This window comes from Pseudoalteromonas sp. SR43-2 (assembly GCF_014163885.1).
GTDB lineage: Bacteria > Pseudomonadota > Gammaproteobacteria > Enterobacterales > Alteromonadaceae > Pseudoalteromonas > Pseudoalteromonas distincta.
The window spans coordinates 16,909-33,424 of the sequence record NZ_JACJED010000014.1 but is presented as its reverse complement, the minus strand read 5'-3'; the positions used below and the strand labels follow the sequence as shown (position 1 = coordinate 33,424).

14 protein-coding genes are annotated in these 16,516 nt (G+C 40.8%); 4 read left to right on the top strand and 10 right to left on the bottom strand.

The window, feature by feature from the left end; translation table 11 throughout:
• Positions 1-108: 108 nt before the first annotated feature.
• Positions 109-1,836, bottom strand: a complete 1,728-nt coding sequence (locus H5120_RS12635; protein WP_182674729.1) for a DUF885 family protein — start codon at positions 1,834-1,836, stop codon at positions 109-111.
• Between the two features lie 227 nt (positions 1,837-2,063).
• On the opposite strand from H5120_RS12635, the gene H5120_RS12630 reads away from it, so the two are divergent.
• Both H5120_RS12630 and H5120_RS12625 read left to right on the top strand, forming a co-directional pair.
• Complete coding sequence (locus H5120_RS12630) at positions 2,064-2,651, top strand: DUF4202 domain-containing protein (RefSeq protein ID WP_182674727.1); 588 nt, start codon at positions 2,064-2,066, stop codon at positions 2,649-2,651.
• A gap of 41 nt (positions 2,652-2,692) precedes the next feature.
• Positions 2,693-3,196, top strand: a complete 504-nt coding sequence (locus H5120_RS12625; RefSeq protein ID WP_182673018.1) for a zf-TFIIB domain-containing protein — start codon at positions 2,693-2,695, stop codon at positions 3,194-3,196.
• Between the two features lie 60 nt (positions 3,197-3,256).
• On the opposite strand, the gene der is transcribed toward H5120_RS12625, so the two are convergent.
• The 9 genes from der to ndk all read right to left on the bottom strand — a co-directional run bounded on the left by der (position 3,257) and on the right by ndk (position 13,738).
• On the bottom strand, positions 3,257-4,723 hold the full coding sequence (gene der / locus H5120_RS12620; protein ID WP_024597862.1) for a ribosome biogenesis GTPase Der: 1,467 nt from the start codon (positions 4,721-4,723) through the stop codon (positions 3,257-3,259).
• Between the two features lie 93 nt (positions 4,724-4,816).
• On the bottom strand, positions 4,817-5,995 hold the full coding sequence (gene bamB, locus H5120_RS12615; RefSeq protein ID WP_002961301.1) for an outer membrane protein assembly factor BamB: 1,179 nt from the start codon (positions 5,993-5,995) through the stop codon (positions 4,817-4,819).
• Positions 5,996-6,005: 10 nt separating this feature from the next.
• Positions 6,006-6,626, bottom strand: a complete 621-nt coding sequence (locus H5120_RS12610) for a tetratricopeptide repeat protein (RefSeq protein WP_002961300.1) — start codon at positions 6,624-6,626, stop codon at positions 6,006-6,008.
• Between the two features lie 19 nt (positions 6,627-6,645).
• Positions 6,646-7,926, bottom strand: a complete 1,281-nt coding sequence (gene hisS, locus H5120_RS12605) for a histidine--tRNA ligase (RefSeq protein ID WP_182674725.1) — start codon at positions 7,924-7,926, stop codon at positions 6,646-6,648.
• A gap of 136 nt (positions 7,927-8,062) precedes the next feature.
• A complete protein-coding gene (gene ispG, locus H5120_RS12600; protein ID WP_002961295.1) occupies positions 8,063-9,181 on the bottom strand; it encodes a flavodoxin-dependent (E)-4-hydroxy-3-methylbut-2-enyl-diphosphate synthase in 1,119 nt (372 codons plus the stop codon).
• Between the two features lie 5 nt (positions 9,182-9,186).
• Positions 9,187-10,047: a RodZ domain-containing protein gene (locus tag H5120_RS12595; RefSeq protein WP_182674723.1), complete on the bottom strand. Its 861-nt coding sequence runs from the start codon at positions 10,045-10,047 to the stop codon at positions 9,187-9,189.
• Positions 10,044-11,879 carry a type IV pilus biogenesis/stability protein PilW gene (pilW, locus tag H5120_RS12590; protein WP_182674722.1) on the bottom strand — a complete coding sequence of 612 codons (1,836 nt, stop codon included), beginning with the start codon at positions 11,877-11,879 and terminating at the stop codon, positions 10,044-10,046. Before pilW ends, H5120_RS12595 begins: the two co-directional genes overlap by 4 nt.
• A gap of 126 nt (positions 11,880-12,005) precedes the next feature.
• On the bottom strand, positions 12,006-13,136 hold the full coding sequence (locus H5120_RS12585) for a bifunctional tRNA (adenosine(37)-C2)-methyltransferase TrmG/ribosomal RNA large subunit methyltransferase RlmN (protein WP_002961289.1): 1,131 nt from the start codon (positions 13,134-13,136) through the stop codon (positions 12,006-12,008).
• A 170-nt stretch (positions 13,137-13,306) separates the two neighbouring features.
• Positions 13,307-13,738 (bottom strand): nucleoside-diphosphate kinase, encoded by a 432-nt coding sequence (gene ndk / locus H5120_RS12580; protein ID WP_002961288.1) that lies wholly within the window; start codon positions 13,736-13,738, stop codon positions 13,307-13,309.
• A 275-nt stretch (positions 13,739-14,013) separates the two neighbouring features.
• Here ndk and yegQ point away from each other — a divergent pair, with 275 nt between their 5' ends.
• Complete coding sequence (gene yegQ / locus H5120_RS12575; protein ID WP_182674721.1) at positions 14,014-15,399, top strand: tRNA 5-hydroxyuridine modification protein YegQ; 1,386 nt, start codon at positions 14,014-14,016, stop codon at positions 15,397-15,399.
• Positions 15,400-15,623: 224 nt separating this feature from the next.
• Positions 15,624-16,496 carry a DMT family transporter gene (locus H5120_RS12570; RefSeq protein WP_182674719.1) on the top strand — a complete coding sequence of 291 codons (873 nt, stop codon included), beginning with the start codon at positions 15,624-15,626 and terminating at the stop codon, positions 16,494-16,496.
• Positions 16,497-16,516 lie beyond the last annotated feature (20 nt).

Sequence of the window (16,516 nt, the reverse complement as noted above, 5' to 3'; positions counted from 1 at the left end):
GGTTTTTGTAATCATTAGCTTTACGAAGCAAAAGCGGGTAGGGATTAGTTTTGAGGTGTTTAAGAGGGTTTTAAAAAGAGGCGGCAAATAATACCGCCTCCTTAAATGTTAAATAGCCGATTTTTGTTTTGCTATCCAATCGTTTATTACGTCTTCTAATACTTCCATAGGCAGCGAGCCTTGGCCGATTACGGTGTCGTGAAAGCTGCGAATATCAAATTTAGCGCCTAGTTCTTTTTCGGCTTTTGCTCGCAGTTCGCGTATTTTTATTTCGCCCATTTTGTACGAAAGCGCTTGGCCTGGCCATGATATATAACGATCTATTTGATCCTCCACCGCACTTCGTGGCAAAGCAGTGTGATCTGCCAAGTAGTCAATAGCTTTTTGGCGGCTCCAACCAAAGGCATGAATACCGGTATCAACAACAAGTCTTACTGCACGCCACATTTCGTAGCCTAAACGACCAAAGTCGCTGTACGGGCTTTGATAAAAGCCGGCTTCTTTACCTAAGCGCTCTGTGTATAGTGCCCAACCTTCGCCAAATGCAGAGTGGCTAAGTGTGCGTCTAAATTCGGGTACATTTAACTCCATAGCAATAGCGTTTTGTAAATGATGCCCTGGTATTGCCTCATGTAAGCTAAGTGCTTCTAAATTATATAAAGGCTGTAGTTTAGGTGTTGAGGCTAAAAAATAAGTGCCAGGGGAGCGGTTATCAGCAGGTGGCATATAAAACGCGCCGCGACTCGCTGAGCCTTTAATAGTAAAGGTATTACGCGGCAAATGATTAAAGTAGGTTGGTAATTTGCCATACATTTTTTGCGTTATAAAAGCGGTTTTTTCTAGCAGGTCTTGCGCGTCTGTTGCGTAAAATTGCTCATCGGTCGCTAAAAATTCTAAAAAATCGCTGTATGTGCCATCAAAACCTACTTCATCAATAATGTTTTGCATTTGCGCTTTAATACGCGCAACTTCTTTAAGGCCTAGTTCGTGTATTTGCTTTGGTGTGGCATTGGTTGTGGTGTAGTAATTAACTGTGTATTTGTAATACTCAAGCCCGCCTTTAACGCTTGCAATACCCGGCTGTGCTCTACAGTTAGGCATGTAATCGTTTTCAAAAAAGTCGTAAAAGTGCTGATAAGCAGGGACTACTTTTGAGCTGATTAAGGCCTTTGCTTTATTTTGGTATGTGGCTTTTTGCTCTGCTGTAAACGTGTTTGGTATACGTGTAAAGGGCTCGTAAAGGGCACTGTTTTCAGGTTGCTTAACAATATGCGCGCTAATGCTTTGGCTGTAATTTTCAAAGGTTTTGCAGTAATGAGTAAAGCCTGTTTTTATACCTTCTTTCATTAAATCAATATTTTGCTGATTAAATCGAGGGTAGTCGGCAAGGCTGATTAAAAATGCGTTGTAATCGTCGGGTGTTAAAAATGCCATGTTAGCCGGTGCTTCGGCAAAATAAGTATGCCAGCCACTTAAAAAATTAACCGGAAAATACTTATCTTGATAAAGGTAGCTTTGCTGCTCGGTTTCTCGCTCATATTTAAATAAGCGGTAGTTCATTAGCTGCTCGTTGTTGAGCGTTTTTGGGTCAATGCTGGCTAAGCTTTTTAGCACGCTGTTGTTATAAGCTTGGCGCTTTGCAATGGCTTGCTCGCTCCAATTTGGCAATGTACCGTTTGGCTTCCAGCCGTCTGGGTCGGTACGAAAAAATATTTTTTCAGCTTTGGCGTTTTGCCAGTGGTTATCAATAATGGTTTTTAAATCAGTGTTAGTGTCGGCTAAGCTTGGTAGCGATGCAACCGCTAAGCATATAGCTAGAATACTTTTTTTAAACATAGTCATCCGTTATTGGCGAGTTAGTTATTATTTATCGCGCTTTTTTATTTTAATTTGTGCTCAATATAGTACCAAGTTAACTTAATCAATGCGCTTACTTTTATAACTTGTAACTCTTGGTTTTACTTTTTGATTGAACAAATTTCACTGCGTAACTGATTGGCGTACTAGTTTATTGTTTTATCAGCGTTTAGAATGATTAAAACTTATTATAAAAAATGATCGTCATGTTTAATAAAGTAATTACCTTAATTGATGAAGCAAACAACCAAGACCCTAATACTGAGCAGCACAATGGACAAAGCTTTCCTAAAGAAAGTTTATACGCCTTGCGCATGAGCGAAATGTTAACTCGTTTTAAACCAGATGCCGATGAACTCATGCAAATTGCAGTGCGTGCACAGCATATTCAGCGTTGGAAGTCGCCACGTAGTGATTTTGAAATGAACAAACAGGGCTATCATCAGTGGCGCAGTGCACTTTATATATTTCATGCTAGCAGCGTGGTTGCGCTCATGAAGCAAGCTGGTTACGGTGAAGCTGAGCAAAACCGAGTGTACGATGCGGTCGCTAAAAAAAATATTAAACGTAACCCAGACAGCCAATTAGTAGAAGATGTAGCAAGCCTTGTATTTATTGAGCATTATATGCTTGGATTTGCCAATGCAAAACCAGATTACAATGAAGAAAAATGGATTGGTATTATTCGCCGTACATGGCAAAAAATGTCAGATGACGCGCATGAGTTTGTACTTGCAGGTAATATTACATTGCCCGGCCCGCTTGTTGGGCTTATTCATAAAGCACTTGAGTAAAGTAGTGTAAGTTAAGTATTAAAATAAAAAGGATTTTTAGAATGTTATGCCCACGTACAAATACCTCTCTTGAACCTTTACTTGTTGGCGGGATTACTGTTTTTACGTCAGCGCAAGGCGGCGTATTTTTTGATAACAGCCAAATTTTTAAGTTTAGCTCGCCAGAGCTAAAGCATGGTCAGGTTTTACTTAAGTATTTGAGTAATTATACCGAAGGTGAGGGCGAAGTCTCATCGCGAGTAAATTGCCCTAAATGCCCAAGTATTGTGATGATGCGCCGGTATTTTTCGCCGCTCAAAGTGGTTGAAATAGACGAATGCCCAGGTTGTGCAGGCATATGGCTTGATAGCGGCGAGCTGGCAAAAATACACGAAAACCATTTAACCCCCCGAGAGCGAAAGCTGTTAGCCCACGAAATGGCAACCAATCATGGGTTTATAACTATTAAGCCGCCAAAATCAAAGTATTACCCCAAAGCGCCTAAAAATGTTCAAGACACCACAGTTGAACGGCTGGTGCAATTAGCATTACTTAATTTTCAGTAATAAAAAACGGCGTACTAAAAAGTACGCCGTTTTTTTGTAATAAATTAACGCTTATGCAGTTTATTTATTACGGTTTTCTTTTGCAAACGCACGTATTTTACGTTTTTGCGAAAGCGTTACTTTGTTAGTACGCCCTGCAAATGGGTTATCACCTTCTCTAAATTCAATTTTGATTGGGGTGCCCATAATTTTCAGTGCTTTACGGTAGTAGTTCATCAGGTAGCGTTTGTAGCTATCTGGTAAATCGTGAACTTGGTTACCATGAATTACAATACGTGGCGGGTTATAACCACCGGCATGCGCATATTTAAGCTTAACACGACGACCACGAACAAGTGGCGGCTGGTGATCGGCTTGAGCCATGTCCATAATACGGCGAAGCATTGCGGTGCTAATACGCTTAGTTGCTGACTCGTACGCCTCATCAACCGATTCAAACAAATGACCAACACCTGTACCGTGAAGTGCAGATATAAAGTGTAAGCGTGCAAAGTCAATAAAGCCTAAACGGCGATCAAGCTCTGTTTTAATACGATCTTTAACGTAGTCGTCAAGGCCATCCCATTTATTAACGGCAATAACCAGCGAACGACCTGAGTTAAGCGCAAAACCTAATAAGCTTAAGTCTTGATCAGAAATACCATCGCGCGCATCCACAACAAGTAAAACCACGTTACAATCTTCGATTGCTTGTAGTGTTTTAATTACTGAGAACTTTTCAACTACGTCACTTACTTTTTTACGCTTACGAACACCGGCTGTGTCAATTAACACATACTCTTTGTCGTTACGCGTCATTGGAATATAAATAGAATCGCGCGTTGTACCTGGCATATCATATACAATTACACGATCTTCACCCAATATACGGTTTGTAAGTGTTGACTTACCAACGTTAGGGCGACCAATAATAGCAAGCTTTACAGGTTTATCTGCAAACGCTTGATGATCAGTATCATCACCTTCGCCTTCTTCGTAAAGATCGATTAATTCTTCGTCATCACCTGTTACTTCTTCATCTTGAGCAGCTAGTTCAGCAATAAGCGGCTGAAGTGTTTGTTCAAGTAATAGGGTAATACCACGGCCGTGTGCAGCTGCAATGTGATGTATTTCACCTAATGATAATTGGTAAAATTCAGCACAGTTTGAATCTGCATCAATGCCATCGGTTTTATTGGCAACAACAAAGCACTTTTTCTCTTGTTTACGCAAGTGATTAGCAATGGCTTGGTCAGCTACGGTCATACCTACACGAGCATCTACTAAAAACAGAACAATGTCGGCTTCTTCAATGGCTAGCAGAGATTGATCTGCCATTTCGATTTCGATGCCTTCTTCTGAGCCATCAATACCGCCCGTGTCTACCACGATAAATTCATAGCCATCGTAACTAGCTTGGCCATATTTTCTATCTCGTGTTAAACCTGGAAAATCGGCTACGAGTGCATCACGAGTACGTGTTAAACGGTTAAATAATGTGGACTTGCCCACATTGGGTCGCCCAACTAGAGCGATCACGGGAAGCATAAACTACCTCTTTAAAAAACAACAAAAGGCTTCGCAGTGCGAAGCCTTACAAAAAACAATTAACTATTAGCAGGTTATACTAATAGCAGTCAGTTAGTTTGGTATTTTTACCATACTAACTTCACCATCACGGGTGTATAAAATTAGCTTATCGTCGGCAACAACTGGCTCAACAAAAAAGCCTGAGCTGTCAAAGTCTTCTCGAGATACTAGCTCGCCAGTTTCTTTATTTAGCCAATGTAGGTTACCTTCTTGGTCGCCTAAAGCTAAGTGGCTACCTGCAACTGCAGGGCCTGTTAGGTACCAACCACGTAGAGCGGGTTGGCTCCAACGTTCAATACCTGAATTTTTATCTAATGCGTAAATAACACCATCGCTATCTACTAAATAAATTGTTTGTGCATCCATCGCAATTTCGCGGTAGCTGCTGTACTCACGTTTCCACACTACGTTGCCAGAGCGAATATCTACAGCAGCTAAGTTGCCGTTGTAAGCTATAGCGTAAGCGTATGGACCGCTAATAAGTGGTTGAGTGTCTACGTCAACTAGGCGTTCAAATTCTGATGCGCCTTTAGCAACCGCAATTTCTGCGCTCCATGCTGAGTAACCACTGTCTGAAATTAAAACGCTTAGCTTGCCTGTTTCAAGGCCTACTAATACACCACCGTTAGCAACAGTTGGCGAGCTTTGTCCGCGTAATGTTAGTGGTGGAACTTCTTGTTCAAAACTCCAACGTTCTTCGCCCGTATCTGGGTGAAGGGCTAACAATTTACCAGAGCCTAAATTTACAAATATTAAGCCATCGCCTGCTGTCGGTTTAGACAGTGATTCGCCTGGTACATTCTTACGCCAAACTTCTTCACCGGTTTCGCGATCTAGGGCAATAATAAAGCCGTGTTCAGAACCTATATAAATTTTACCATAGGCTTGCAAAATACCACCTGATAATTTTGCATTACCGTTGTCAGCCCATGGCCAAAACGATAAATCTTGGCGTACATCGGTTTCCCACTTGGTATCGCCGTTAGTAAGCGAAAGCGCTTCTACTTGGCCTTCGCGGCTAGCAACATATACAGTATCTTTGTAAACAGCTGGTGTTAAACGAGAAAAGTAATGCTCTACGCCATCACCTACAGATTCTTGCCAAACAACGTCAGTTTCAAATTGGTTTACAATTTCAGGAAGTACTAGTTCATCTTCATCATCACTTGATGAACAACCCATCAGTGTTGCCATACATAGGGCAAGGGCTGCTGTTGTAAATTTTTTCATGCCTAAAACCTTATGCCGCTGGGCTAGTTACTGCTAGGTCATCTAACTTAATTTGTAATAGTGGGTTACTTGTTAATCCACCCGCATCTATTGCTGCTTGGTATGCAGTACGTGCTTGATCTTTGTTACCTTGCTGTGTGTAAATGTCGCCTTTAAGCTCGGCAACGTTTGCGTTGAATGCTTCAGGTAATGGTGCATTTAATGTAGTTAATGCATCGTCATAGTTAGTTTGTGCAATTTGAATTCGCGCTAAACGTGTAATCGCAATTGCTTTTAATTCTGTATTTTCAGTATTAGACACTATCCAGCTTAACTTTTCGCTTGCTACGTCTAATTTTTTTGCCTCTACAGCGTCTTTTGCAGCAACAAATGCAGCAAGTGTTGCGTAGTTTGTATCTTTATTTTCGCTAATAAACGCATCAGCTGAAGATAATACATCATCACTTTCAACAAGCGCTGTATATGAATCTGATGCTTTTTCAGCGGTAGTAATTTGATTTTGGTTATATGCTTTCCAGCCATATAAGCCACCAAGGCCAACAAGTATGCCTAGTGCAAGTGAAATGCCGTTTTCACGGAAAAAGCGTTTAATGGCTTCTGCTTGTTGTTCTTCTGTTGAATAAATATCCATTCTTACCTCTAATGTTCGCTTAGCCGTTAATAAGCTCAGCTAATAGCGCTTTAGCTTGTTCTAATTCTAATGTGACTTGTTCTTTACGCTCGCGCAAATACTTGATGGTCACAACGCCTTTTTCTAATTCATCTTCACCAATAATCACTGCAACAAGTGCATCGCTTTTATCAGCACGTTTTAATTGTTTTTTAAAGTTGCCGCCGCCCGCATGCACCATAACGCGTAAACCTGGTACGTCTTTACGTAGTTGCGCTGCAATTGCAGGAGCTTGAATGCTTGCTTTGTCGCCCATTGCTGCTAAATATACATCAGCATTACGACGAATGTCACCTACACACTCAAGCGCTTGTAGTAATAACACTAAGCGCTCTAGACCCATTGCAAAACCAACTGCTGGCGTTGCTTTGCCGCCAAGTTGTTCAACTAAGCCGTCGTAACGACCACCAGCACATACAGTGCCTTGTGCGCCTAAGCTGTCGGTTACCCATTCAAATACGGTGCGGTTGTAGTAGTCTAAACCACGTACTAACTTTTCATTAACCGTATATGAGACGCCAGCAGCGTCTAAACGTTCACATAAATTTTCAAAATGTTCTTTTGATTCAGGGTCTAAGTTTTCAGATAGTTTAGGCGCATCAGTTAAAATTGCTTGTACGTCTGGGTTTTTGCTATCAAGTACGCGTAATGGGTTTGAATACATACGACGTTTTGAGTCTTCATCAAGCACGTCAATATGTTGCTCAAGGTAGGCTACTAACGCATCACGGTAATCTGCACGCGCTTCGTTAGACCCTAAAGAATTTAGCTCTAAACGAACGTGGTCAGTAATGCCAAAGGCTTCCCATAGTTGCGCTGTTAATAAAATAACTTCTGCGTCTATGTCGGCTGTGGCAATACCAAATGTTTCTAAACCAAATTGGTGAAACTGACGGTAACGACCTTTTTGCGGTCGTTCGTGACGAAACATTGGACCCATGTACCAAAGGCGTTGTTCTTGGTTATATAGTAAGCCATTTTGGTTGCCAGCACGTACGCATACTGCGGTGCCTTCTGGGCGAAGTGTTAATAAGTCGCCATTGCGATCGGCAAAGGTGTACATTTCTTTTTCTACTATATCGGTAACTTCACCAATAGAGCGTTTAAATAAGTCGGTTGATTCTACAATAGGAAAACGAATTTCTTGATAACCGAACGATGCTACTGTCTCGCGTAAAATGCTTTCTACTTTCTGCCAAACTTGTGTATCGCCCGGCAGACAATCGTTCATACCGCGAACTGCCTGAATTTGTTTTGCCACTGATAAATCCTAAATGCTGTTTATGTGTAATAAAAAATGCTTACACAACAAGAATGCTAAAAATTGACCTGTTATTATAGCGTTTTGGTCATAAAGGTAAACGCCAAACAGCGTGGTTTGGCGCTTTATACGGTATTTATTCGACTATTTTAATATCGATAGGTGTTTGCTGCTCTTTTTGAGCAATAAAGTCGCGCACGTAGCCTTCGAGCTGGTCAACAATGTTGTTGTTGTCAATACGCGCTTTTTGGCGCTCACCATTAATGTATAAACCTGAGCGACGGTTTGCACCGGCAAGGCCAATATCACTCACGAGTGCTTCACCCGGGCCGTTTACAACACAGCCAATTACCGAAACCGATACAGGCTCAATAATATCTTCAAGGCGCTCTTCTAGCTGGTTCATGGTGCTTACTACATCAAACTCTTGACGAGAGCAGCTAGGGCAGGCAATAAAGTTAATACCGCGCGAACGTATGCGCAGCGATTTTAAAATATCAAAACCTACTTTAATTTCTTGAACAGGGTCAGCTGCAAGCGACACTCGCAGTGTATCGCCAATACCTTCGGCAAGTAGCATACCTAAACCTACGGCTGATTTAACCGAGCCTGAGCGCATGCCGCCCGCTTCGGTAATACCTAAATGCAGTGGTTGGTCTATTTCTTTAGCGAGCAAGCGATAGGCGCCTACCGCTAAAAATACGTCTGATGCTTTTACCGATATTTTAAATTGGTCAAAATCAAGGCGGCGTAATATATCTACATGGCGCATTGCTGATTCTAATAAGGCTTCAGGTGTAGGCTCGCCGTATTTTTCTTGTAAGTCGCGCTCAAGTGAGCCGCCATTTACACCAATACGAATAGGAATGTTATGCTCGCGAGCAGAATCGACCACAGCTCTGATACGCTCTTCACTACCTATATTACCTGGGTTTATGCGCAAACAATCTACGCCGTATTTTGCCACTTTTAAGGCTATACGGTAATCAAAGTGAATATCGGCTACTAGCGGAATAGTCACCTGCTCTTTTATACTTTTAAACGCTTCAGCTGCGTCCATAGTTGGTACTGATACACGCACTATGTCAGCACCTGCATCTTGTATTGCCTGAATTTGTGCAACGGTTGCATCAACATCCATGGTGTCGGTGTTGGTCATTGATTGCACAGCAATAGGGGCGCCGTCACCAATAGGGACGTTACCTACATTGATACGGGTGGATTTTCTGCGTTTAATTGGGGATTCTGAAAACATAGCGACTACTCTGCTAGTGGTAATGTAAATTTGGCTAAACGGTTTTTAGGAAATGCAGAAACATCTACAGGTTCGCCGTTTAAAGTAATGTCTACAGCGTCATGCTTACCAAGCACAACTGAAAAAGGAGGCGTTCCGCTTACGGTCATAATGTAGCCTGCTTTTTTAACGCCGAATGCTATTTTTTCGCCTTCGCCATCGTAAATTTCAACCCAACTTTCGCCGTTAAAGTTCATAACAATTGTACTGCTAGCATCTTCTTGGCTTTCGTTGTTAGATGTAATAGGAGCCGTTTCTGTAACGGCTTCTGAGCTTGTTGATGTTTCAAGCGTATCTTTTGATTCTAATAGTGATTCGTCGTTAATTTCGGCTTGTTGCTGTAAAATACTGGGTTGAGCTGCTTGTCGTTCACTCATTATTGAGTTGGCAACGTTTATTTTACTGGTTTGCTCTTCAATGGGGGTAGCGTTTTGCCAAAACCATAAAGCAGATGAGCCAATAACAATTGCTAAAATTAAATAACTAAAAAACATTAAACGGCTGTCGCTTGCTTCTTTTTCTGTTCGGCGCGAAAAGCTTTGCATATTAGCGGGCTTGGTCGGCTCTGGTGGGGCCGGCATCATTGCTAATATAGGTGCGCTATCGACTTTTAATTCACGGCAATAATTTTTTATATAGCCTTTAACAAAAGTGATAGGGCCTAGTAACGCAAATTCATCATTTTCAAGGCGTTTAATTTGAAGTTCAGACAGCTTTAACGGTGCAGCGATAGTTGCGATGCTAACGTTTGCTTGCTCTCTATGATTTTTTAGTATTTGGCCTACAGTTGGCTGTTCGCTCTGTGTTTGCGTATTTTCTTCATTCATAATGTGTATGAGTCTGGATCCACTAGTAAAAGTCTGTGCCCTGGTTTTAATGCTATATCAGGACTTAATTTATTCCATCGCATTAATTCATCAATTAATACATGCCGCTGGGTAGCTATATCGTAAAGGGAATCACCAGCTTTAATTTCGTAATAAATATTAGGATCGTTTAGGTATATTTTACTTCCATTCATTACCCGATCCGACTCTTTTAAACCATTCCATTGCAGGAGTTTTTGTAGTTTAACATTGTATCGCACCGAAATGCTAAATAGGTTTTCGCCAACAGCAATTACATGAAATGGCACGCGTAAAGGCGATACTTTAGGATTAAGCATTGGAAGCTCAGTTTTTTGCACTGCTTCGTAGCTTTTAAATTCAATATCAGCATTATTTTGATAGTTGCTGTTTTCAAAAACGGTTGTGTTTTTAGTCGCTTCGTAGAATACCACGTCGCTACTGTTTTTTTGATTTGTAACTGCAGGTGCAGAATTACTGTAGTTACTAGTTTGCTGCGAATTAAACTGGCCTGTTTTAGGTGCGCCAAACGAGATTATTGTTACCTCGTCATCGGCTTTAGCCGGTTGTTTTGTCGCTATAACTTCTTTTTTAGGTTCTAAAACGGGCTGTGCTTTTTCAGGCGCTGCTACTATAGAATCTGCAGAGTCGTGCTCAGTAGTAAGTGCAAGCATAACAGCCGATGTATCGGTAGGATTACTTGGCGCGACTACAGTAGTTTCTTCTTTTTGGGTTGTTACTTGTTTTGTTATTACGGTTGCTTCGTCGGCTTGCGTACTGAGCTTATTTTGTAATGTTTGAGTTTGCTTTTCTCTTGCTATAACAGGATTTACATCTTGGTTATTTGCTGTTGCGAGCTTTTTATCTGTTTTTTGCTCGTTGTTTGTTACCAAGCTTGTTGAACCGTCCTCTGAGGAACGCTTCTTTCTTATAACTTTTATTTTTGGTTTTGAACTAACGTGCGCGCCGCTTGCGTCATTTTTTAGTTCTTTTAACTGCGCTTTACGGTATTTTTCTCGCAGTATTTCAAACTCATTAAAACGTGTTCTTTTCTCTTTTAACGCATAGGCTTCGTTGCTGGTAGAGTAAGTTTGCAAAATAGTGTTTGAAATTTTTTCAGCTTCTTCAATTCTGCCCATTCGGTTTTTTACAAGATAGCTAAGCATTAATGCACGAGAAGATACTCGACCCGTACTTTCATAGCGTTTTAAAAGTTCACTGGCTTTGTATAAGTCACTTTTTGCGTAATACAGTGCGGCTAAGCTAATTAATGTAGATGTACGCTGAGAGCTGTGATTAAGTGCCTGTTGAAAGTAGCTTTCTGCATTTTCAAAGTCATCAAATTCAATAGCACACAAGGCTAAATTTTCGTAGCTTTCGGCAACACGAATATAACTTGGTACTTCAATGGCTTTTAAAAATTGATCAGTTGCACGATCGTATTCATCAATACCACATAAAAACACACCGTAGTTATTGAGGGTGTTAGGATCGTCTGGCTTGATTTCAAGTGCTTTTTGGTAGGCTTTATCTGCTAGCGGGTTTTCGCCCACTTGTTGGTAGTAATAAGCAAGAGAGTAGTGTACTTCAGGTAGGTCAGGAGCAAATGCTGCTGCACGTTCTAAATTGTATTTGGCTTGAGAATTATTACCCGTTTTTAAATACTGTAGGGCTAAAGCAATTCGTGTTCGTGCTGCGCCAGTATTATTAACTTTATTTTCGACGACGGGTTTATTACTGCCGTTATAACTACTTTCGCTCACACAGCCACTTAGGGCAAGTGTTGATAGTGTTATAGCAAGTATAGATCGCATTACCTTATCTCTTTATTTTTAGTCCATGTCGCCTATCTTACCTAAAAGCTTTACTCTTGCATCATTTATTTAAAAATAAACAACTTAACAGCCTTATATGGCTTATTCATATAAGGCTGTTACAGATTATGCTTGGTGGATATTAACGGCAATCGCGTTATCGTCACGGATTTTCTTTTTAGCTAAGCGTTTAGTACGGTCAACTACGTCACCGACTAACTGACCGCAAGCTGCGTCAATATCATCGCCGCGAGTACGGCGCACAATACAGGTTACACCTGCAGCTTGTAGTACTTTTGAAAAGCGGTCGATACGGCTATTACTTGAGCGTGTGTACTCGTTACCCGGGAACGGGTTAAACGGAATAAGGTTTACCTTAGACGGTGTGCCTTTTAACGTTTGTACTAATGCATGCGCTTGGTCAGTGCTGTCGTTAATGCCATTAAGCATAACGTATTCAACAGTTACGTCTTTATTAGCTTTTGAACCGTCGATATAACGACGACATGCCGCTAAAAACTCTTCAATAGGGTACTTTTTATTAACAGGCACTAAAATATCACGCAGTGCGTTATCGGGTGCGTGAAGAGATATAGCCAGTGCTACGTCAATTTTTTCTTTTAGTAAATCAAGAGCTGGTACAACGCCTGAAGTACTTAATGTTACGCGGCGCTTAGATAAACCAAAGCCCCAATCGTCCATCATTAGTTCCATTGCTGGCACTACGTTTTTAAGATTAAGTAAAGGCTCGCCCATACCCATCATTACAACATTAGTCACTGGGCGCTTTTCGCTATGACCATCAAGGCCTATATCTTTAGCTACACGCCAAACTTGGCCAATAATTTCAGATACTTTTAAGTTACGGTTAAAGCCTTGTTGAGCAGTAGAACAAAAAGTACATTCAAGTGCACAACCCACTTGTGATGATACACATAACGTAGCGCGCTCTTTTTCAGGGATCCAAACGGCTTCTACTTCTTGGCCGCCTTCAAGAATAAGCGCGTACTTAATAGTGCCGTCGCTTGCTTGTTGGCGAACTGTTATTTCTGGCGCTACAATTTCGCACTCAGCTTTAAGCTTTTCTTTAAGCTTTTTATTTACGTTAGTCATTTCGTCGAAGTTATCTACGCCAAAATGATAAATCCATTTCATCACCTGGTCACTACGAAACGGCTTTTCACCGAACGATGCAAATAGCTCGCGCATTGCATCTCGGTTTAAATCTAATAAGTTAATCTTTTTTTGCTCGGTCATGAAACAACCTCAATCGGTGACGGTGGAGATAAAAATTTACGAGGACGAATTGTACACAATTCACTCACTTTAATCATTAAGTAAAATATCAAAAAATGCACTTATGGATACTTTGCGTAATGACTAAAAAAGGGCCCGAAAGCCCTTTTCATTTTGTTAACGAATTCGAATTAACGAGTACGTGAACAAAGCTCTTCGTCAGCGAAGAAGTACGCGATTTCGCGAGCAGCAGATTCAACAGCATCAGAACCGTGAACAGCGTTTTCGTCGATGCTATCAGCGTAGTCTGCACGTAAAGTGCCAGCTAGTGCTTCAGCAGGGTTAGTAGCACCCATGATTTCACGGTTTTTAAGAACAGCGTTTTCGCCTTCAAGAACTGTAACCATTACTGGACCAGATGTCATGAAAGATACTAAAGCGCCAAAGAAAGGACGTTCGCTATGTTCTGCGTAGAAACCTTCAGCTTTCTCTTGTGAAAGGTGAACCATTTTAGCTGCAACGATTTTAAGGCCAGCAGTTTCGAAACGGTTGTAGATAGCGCCAATGTGGTTTTTAGCAACTGCATCAGGTTTTACGATTGAGAAAGTACGCTCTAAAGCCATCTTTATGCTCCAATAATTTTAAGTAAAAGTGTGAATATTAACGGGCGCGAATTATACGCGTTTTAAGTGAAAAATCCTAATTTTATTAAAAACCAGTTTGATTGCTGTTTTATGATCTCGATCAAATTTAAATTATTAGCCATATTTATACTGCTGCGCTTGTGTTTATGTATTTTTCAATAACACCAATTTCACTGGATTAATGCTTAATTTTTCAATCAAATTGGTAAAACTCATGCAACTGGTTTAAACCCAGTTCGATGTATGGAGCGCACATGTTACCCGTTATTTCTTCAATGCCTTTTATTCCTGAATTATTATGCCCCGCAGGCAGTTTAAAAAACATGCGCTACGCGTTTGCTTATGGCGCAGATGCGGTTTATGCGGGGCAGCCTCGTTATAGTTTGCGTGTGCGTAATAATGAGTTTGACCTAGAGACCCTGCAAATAGGCATTAGTGAGGCGCATGCGCAAAATAAAAAGTTTTATGTGGTGTCTAATATTGCGCCGCATAACGCTAAAGTTAAATCGTATTTACGTGATATAGAGCCAGTTATTGCGATGCAGCCCGATGCGCTGATTATGTCGGACCCTGGTTTAATTATGCTTGTTCGTGAAAAATGGCCAGCCATGCCTATTCACTTATCGGTACAGGCGAATGCGGTAAATTACGCGAGTGTACAATTTTGGGCAAAGCAGGGGATCGAACGGGTTATTTTATCAAGAGAGTTGTCGCTCGAAGAAATAGCCGAAATACGCACACTCTGCCCAGACACCGAACTTGAAGTATTTGTACATGGCGCACTGTGTATGGCGTATTCGGGGCGTTGCTTGCTCTCTGGTTACATAAATAAGCGCGATCCAAATCAAGGCACGTGTACTAATGCATGTCGCTGGGATTACGATGTAAAACCTGGTGTTGAGAACGAAACTGGCGAAATGGTGCATAAAATTGACCCCAAACAGGTGATACCTACTCTGGGGGAAGGCGCGCCAAGCAACGATGTATTTATGCTAGAAGAACAAGGTCGCCCTGGTGAGTATATGCCTGCGTTCGAGGATGAACACGGCACGTATATTATGAATTCCAAAGATTTACGCGCTGTGCAATACGTAGAGCAGTTAACAAAAATGGGTGTACATAGTTTAAAAATAGAAGGGCGTACTAAGTCATTTTATTATGTGGCGCGCACTGCACAAGTTTATCGTAAAGCAATAGATGATGCCGCTGTGGGTAAACCATTTGATACTAGCTTATTTAAAACATTGGAAAACTTGGCGCATCGTGGTTATACCGAAGGCTTTTTAAAACGCCATGCCCACCAAGATTATCAAAACTATGAATACGGTCACTCTGTATCAACTAAGCAGCAATTTGTGGGTGAAGTACTTGGGCGCTGCGAAAATGGATTAGTTGAAATAGACGTTAAAAATAAATTTTGTACTGGTCAATCTTTAGAGCTTATGACACCACAAGGCAACATTACTTTTACGCTTGAATATATGGAAAACAAAAGAGGCAAAAGTATTAGCGATGCTAAAGGTTCTGGTCACATTGTAAAAATCCCGCTAGATAACGGCATTAACTTAGATCACGCTATTTTAATGCGTAATCTAGACGCGCACCAAGATACCCGTAATCCGTTCAAAAAGGTCAGTTAGGATCCACTCTAATAACTGCTCAAAGCTATTTTATTAAATAGAGTGACGCTGAGCAGTTATATCTTCATCTGCTTTTTTTTAGATACCATTTATGGAATTTATCTTATCATTAATGCTTATTTATAAAATTTTAAAAGCGAATATAATGGATATTCGTACTTAACACGTGTTGTTAAATCGCTCCTCACTGTTACCCCATTACTTTTTAAAGGAATCATTTTTGTATGTGGATAATTTTTGCATTACTCGCAACCGTTTTTTTTGGTGCTCGAGGAGTGTTTTATCAATGGACGTCGCAGAAAAAGATTAACCGTAACTTATTATTATTCGGTGTATTTTTTGTAGGGTTTGTTATTAGTGCGCTAGGTACTGTGGTATTTGAGCACACATGGCATGGCTGGGCAGACATTACGGTTGGGCTAGCGTTAGGTTTTGGCTCTTTTGCTGCTAATGGTTTGTTGCATAAGGGGTTTTCGGTTGGTAAAGCGTCTTTAATTAGTATTTTATCGGGATTAACGCCTTTGTTTGTCCTTTTATTTGCTTTTTTATTGTGGCAGGAGACCTTAACAACAATTCAATTAATTGGCTTTTTCATTATTTTTGGTGGCCTTTATATCATTCGTTATTCAAGCGATATTTCGTTGAACAACCTACAAGGTGCGCAATGGGGATTACTCGCTGCACTTGCCTTTGCATTTAATGATTTAATGGGTAAGCAATCAACACTTCTTGAGGCCGATACGTTTGCAACGCTAACGTCTATGTTTGGTTTTGGTAGTTTTCTTTTTGCTGTTAGTTGGTTAGTAAAGCGTAAAAAAATGCTAGCAGAGCAAGGCACTTCTCAAGGGTATTGGTCTGCGAGTAAAACTTTTTCGTGCGGATTACTGATTGGATTAACAAACGTGGCAGGTATGGTGGCAATAATATCGGCTTTTGCAATTGGTAATACAGGGCTCGTTTCGGCAATTTCAGGGATGAACATTTTAATTATTTTATTGTACTCACGCATCATCCTAAAAGAGTCTTTTACACGCCAAGAAGTGATAGGACTAGCAACAGCATTTTTAGGTGTAATTGTACTTAGGCTTAGTTTTTAAACGTTTAAAGCTTTCTTTTT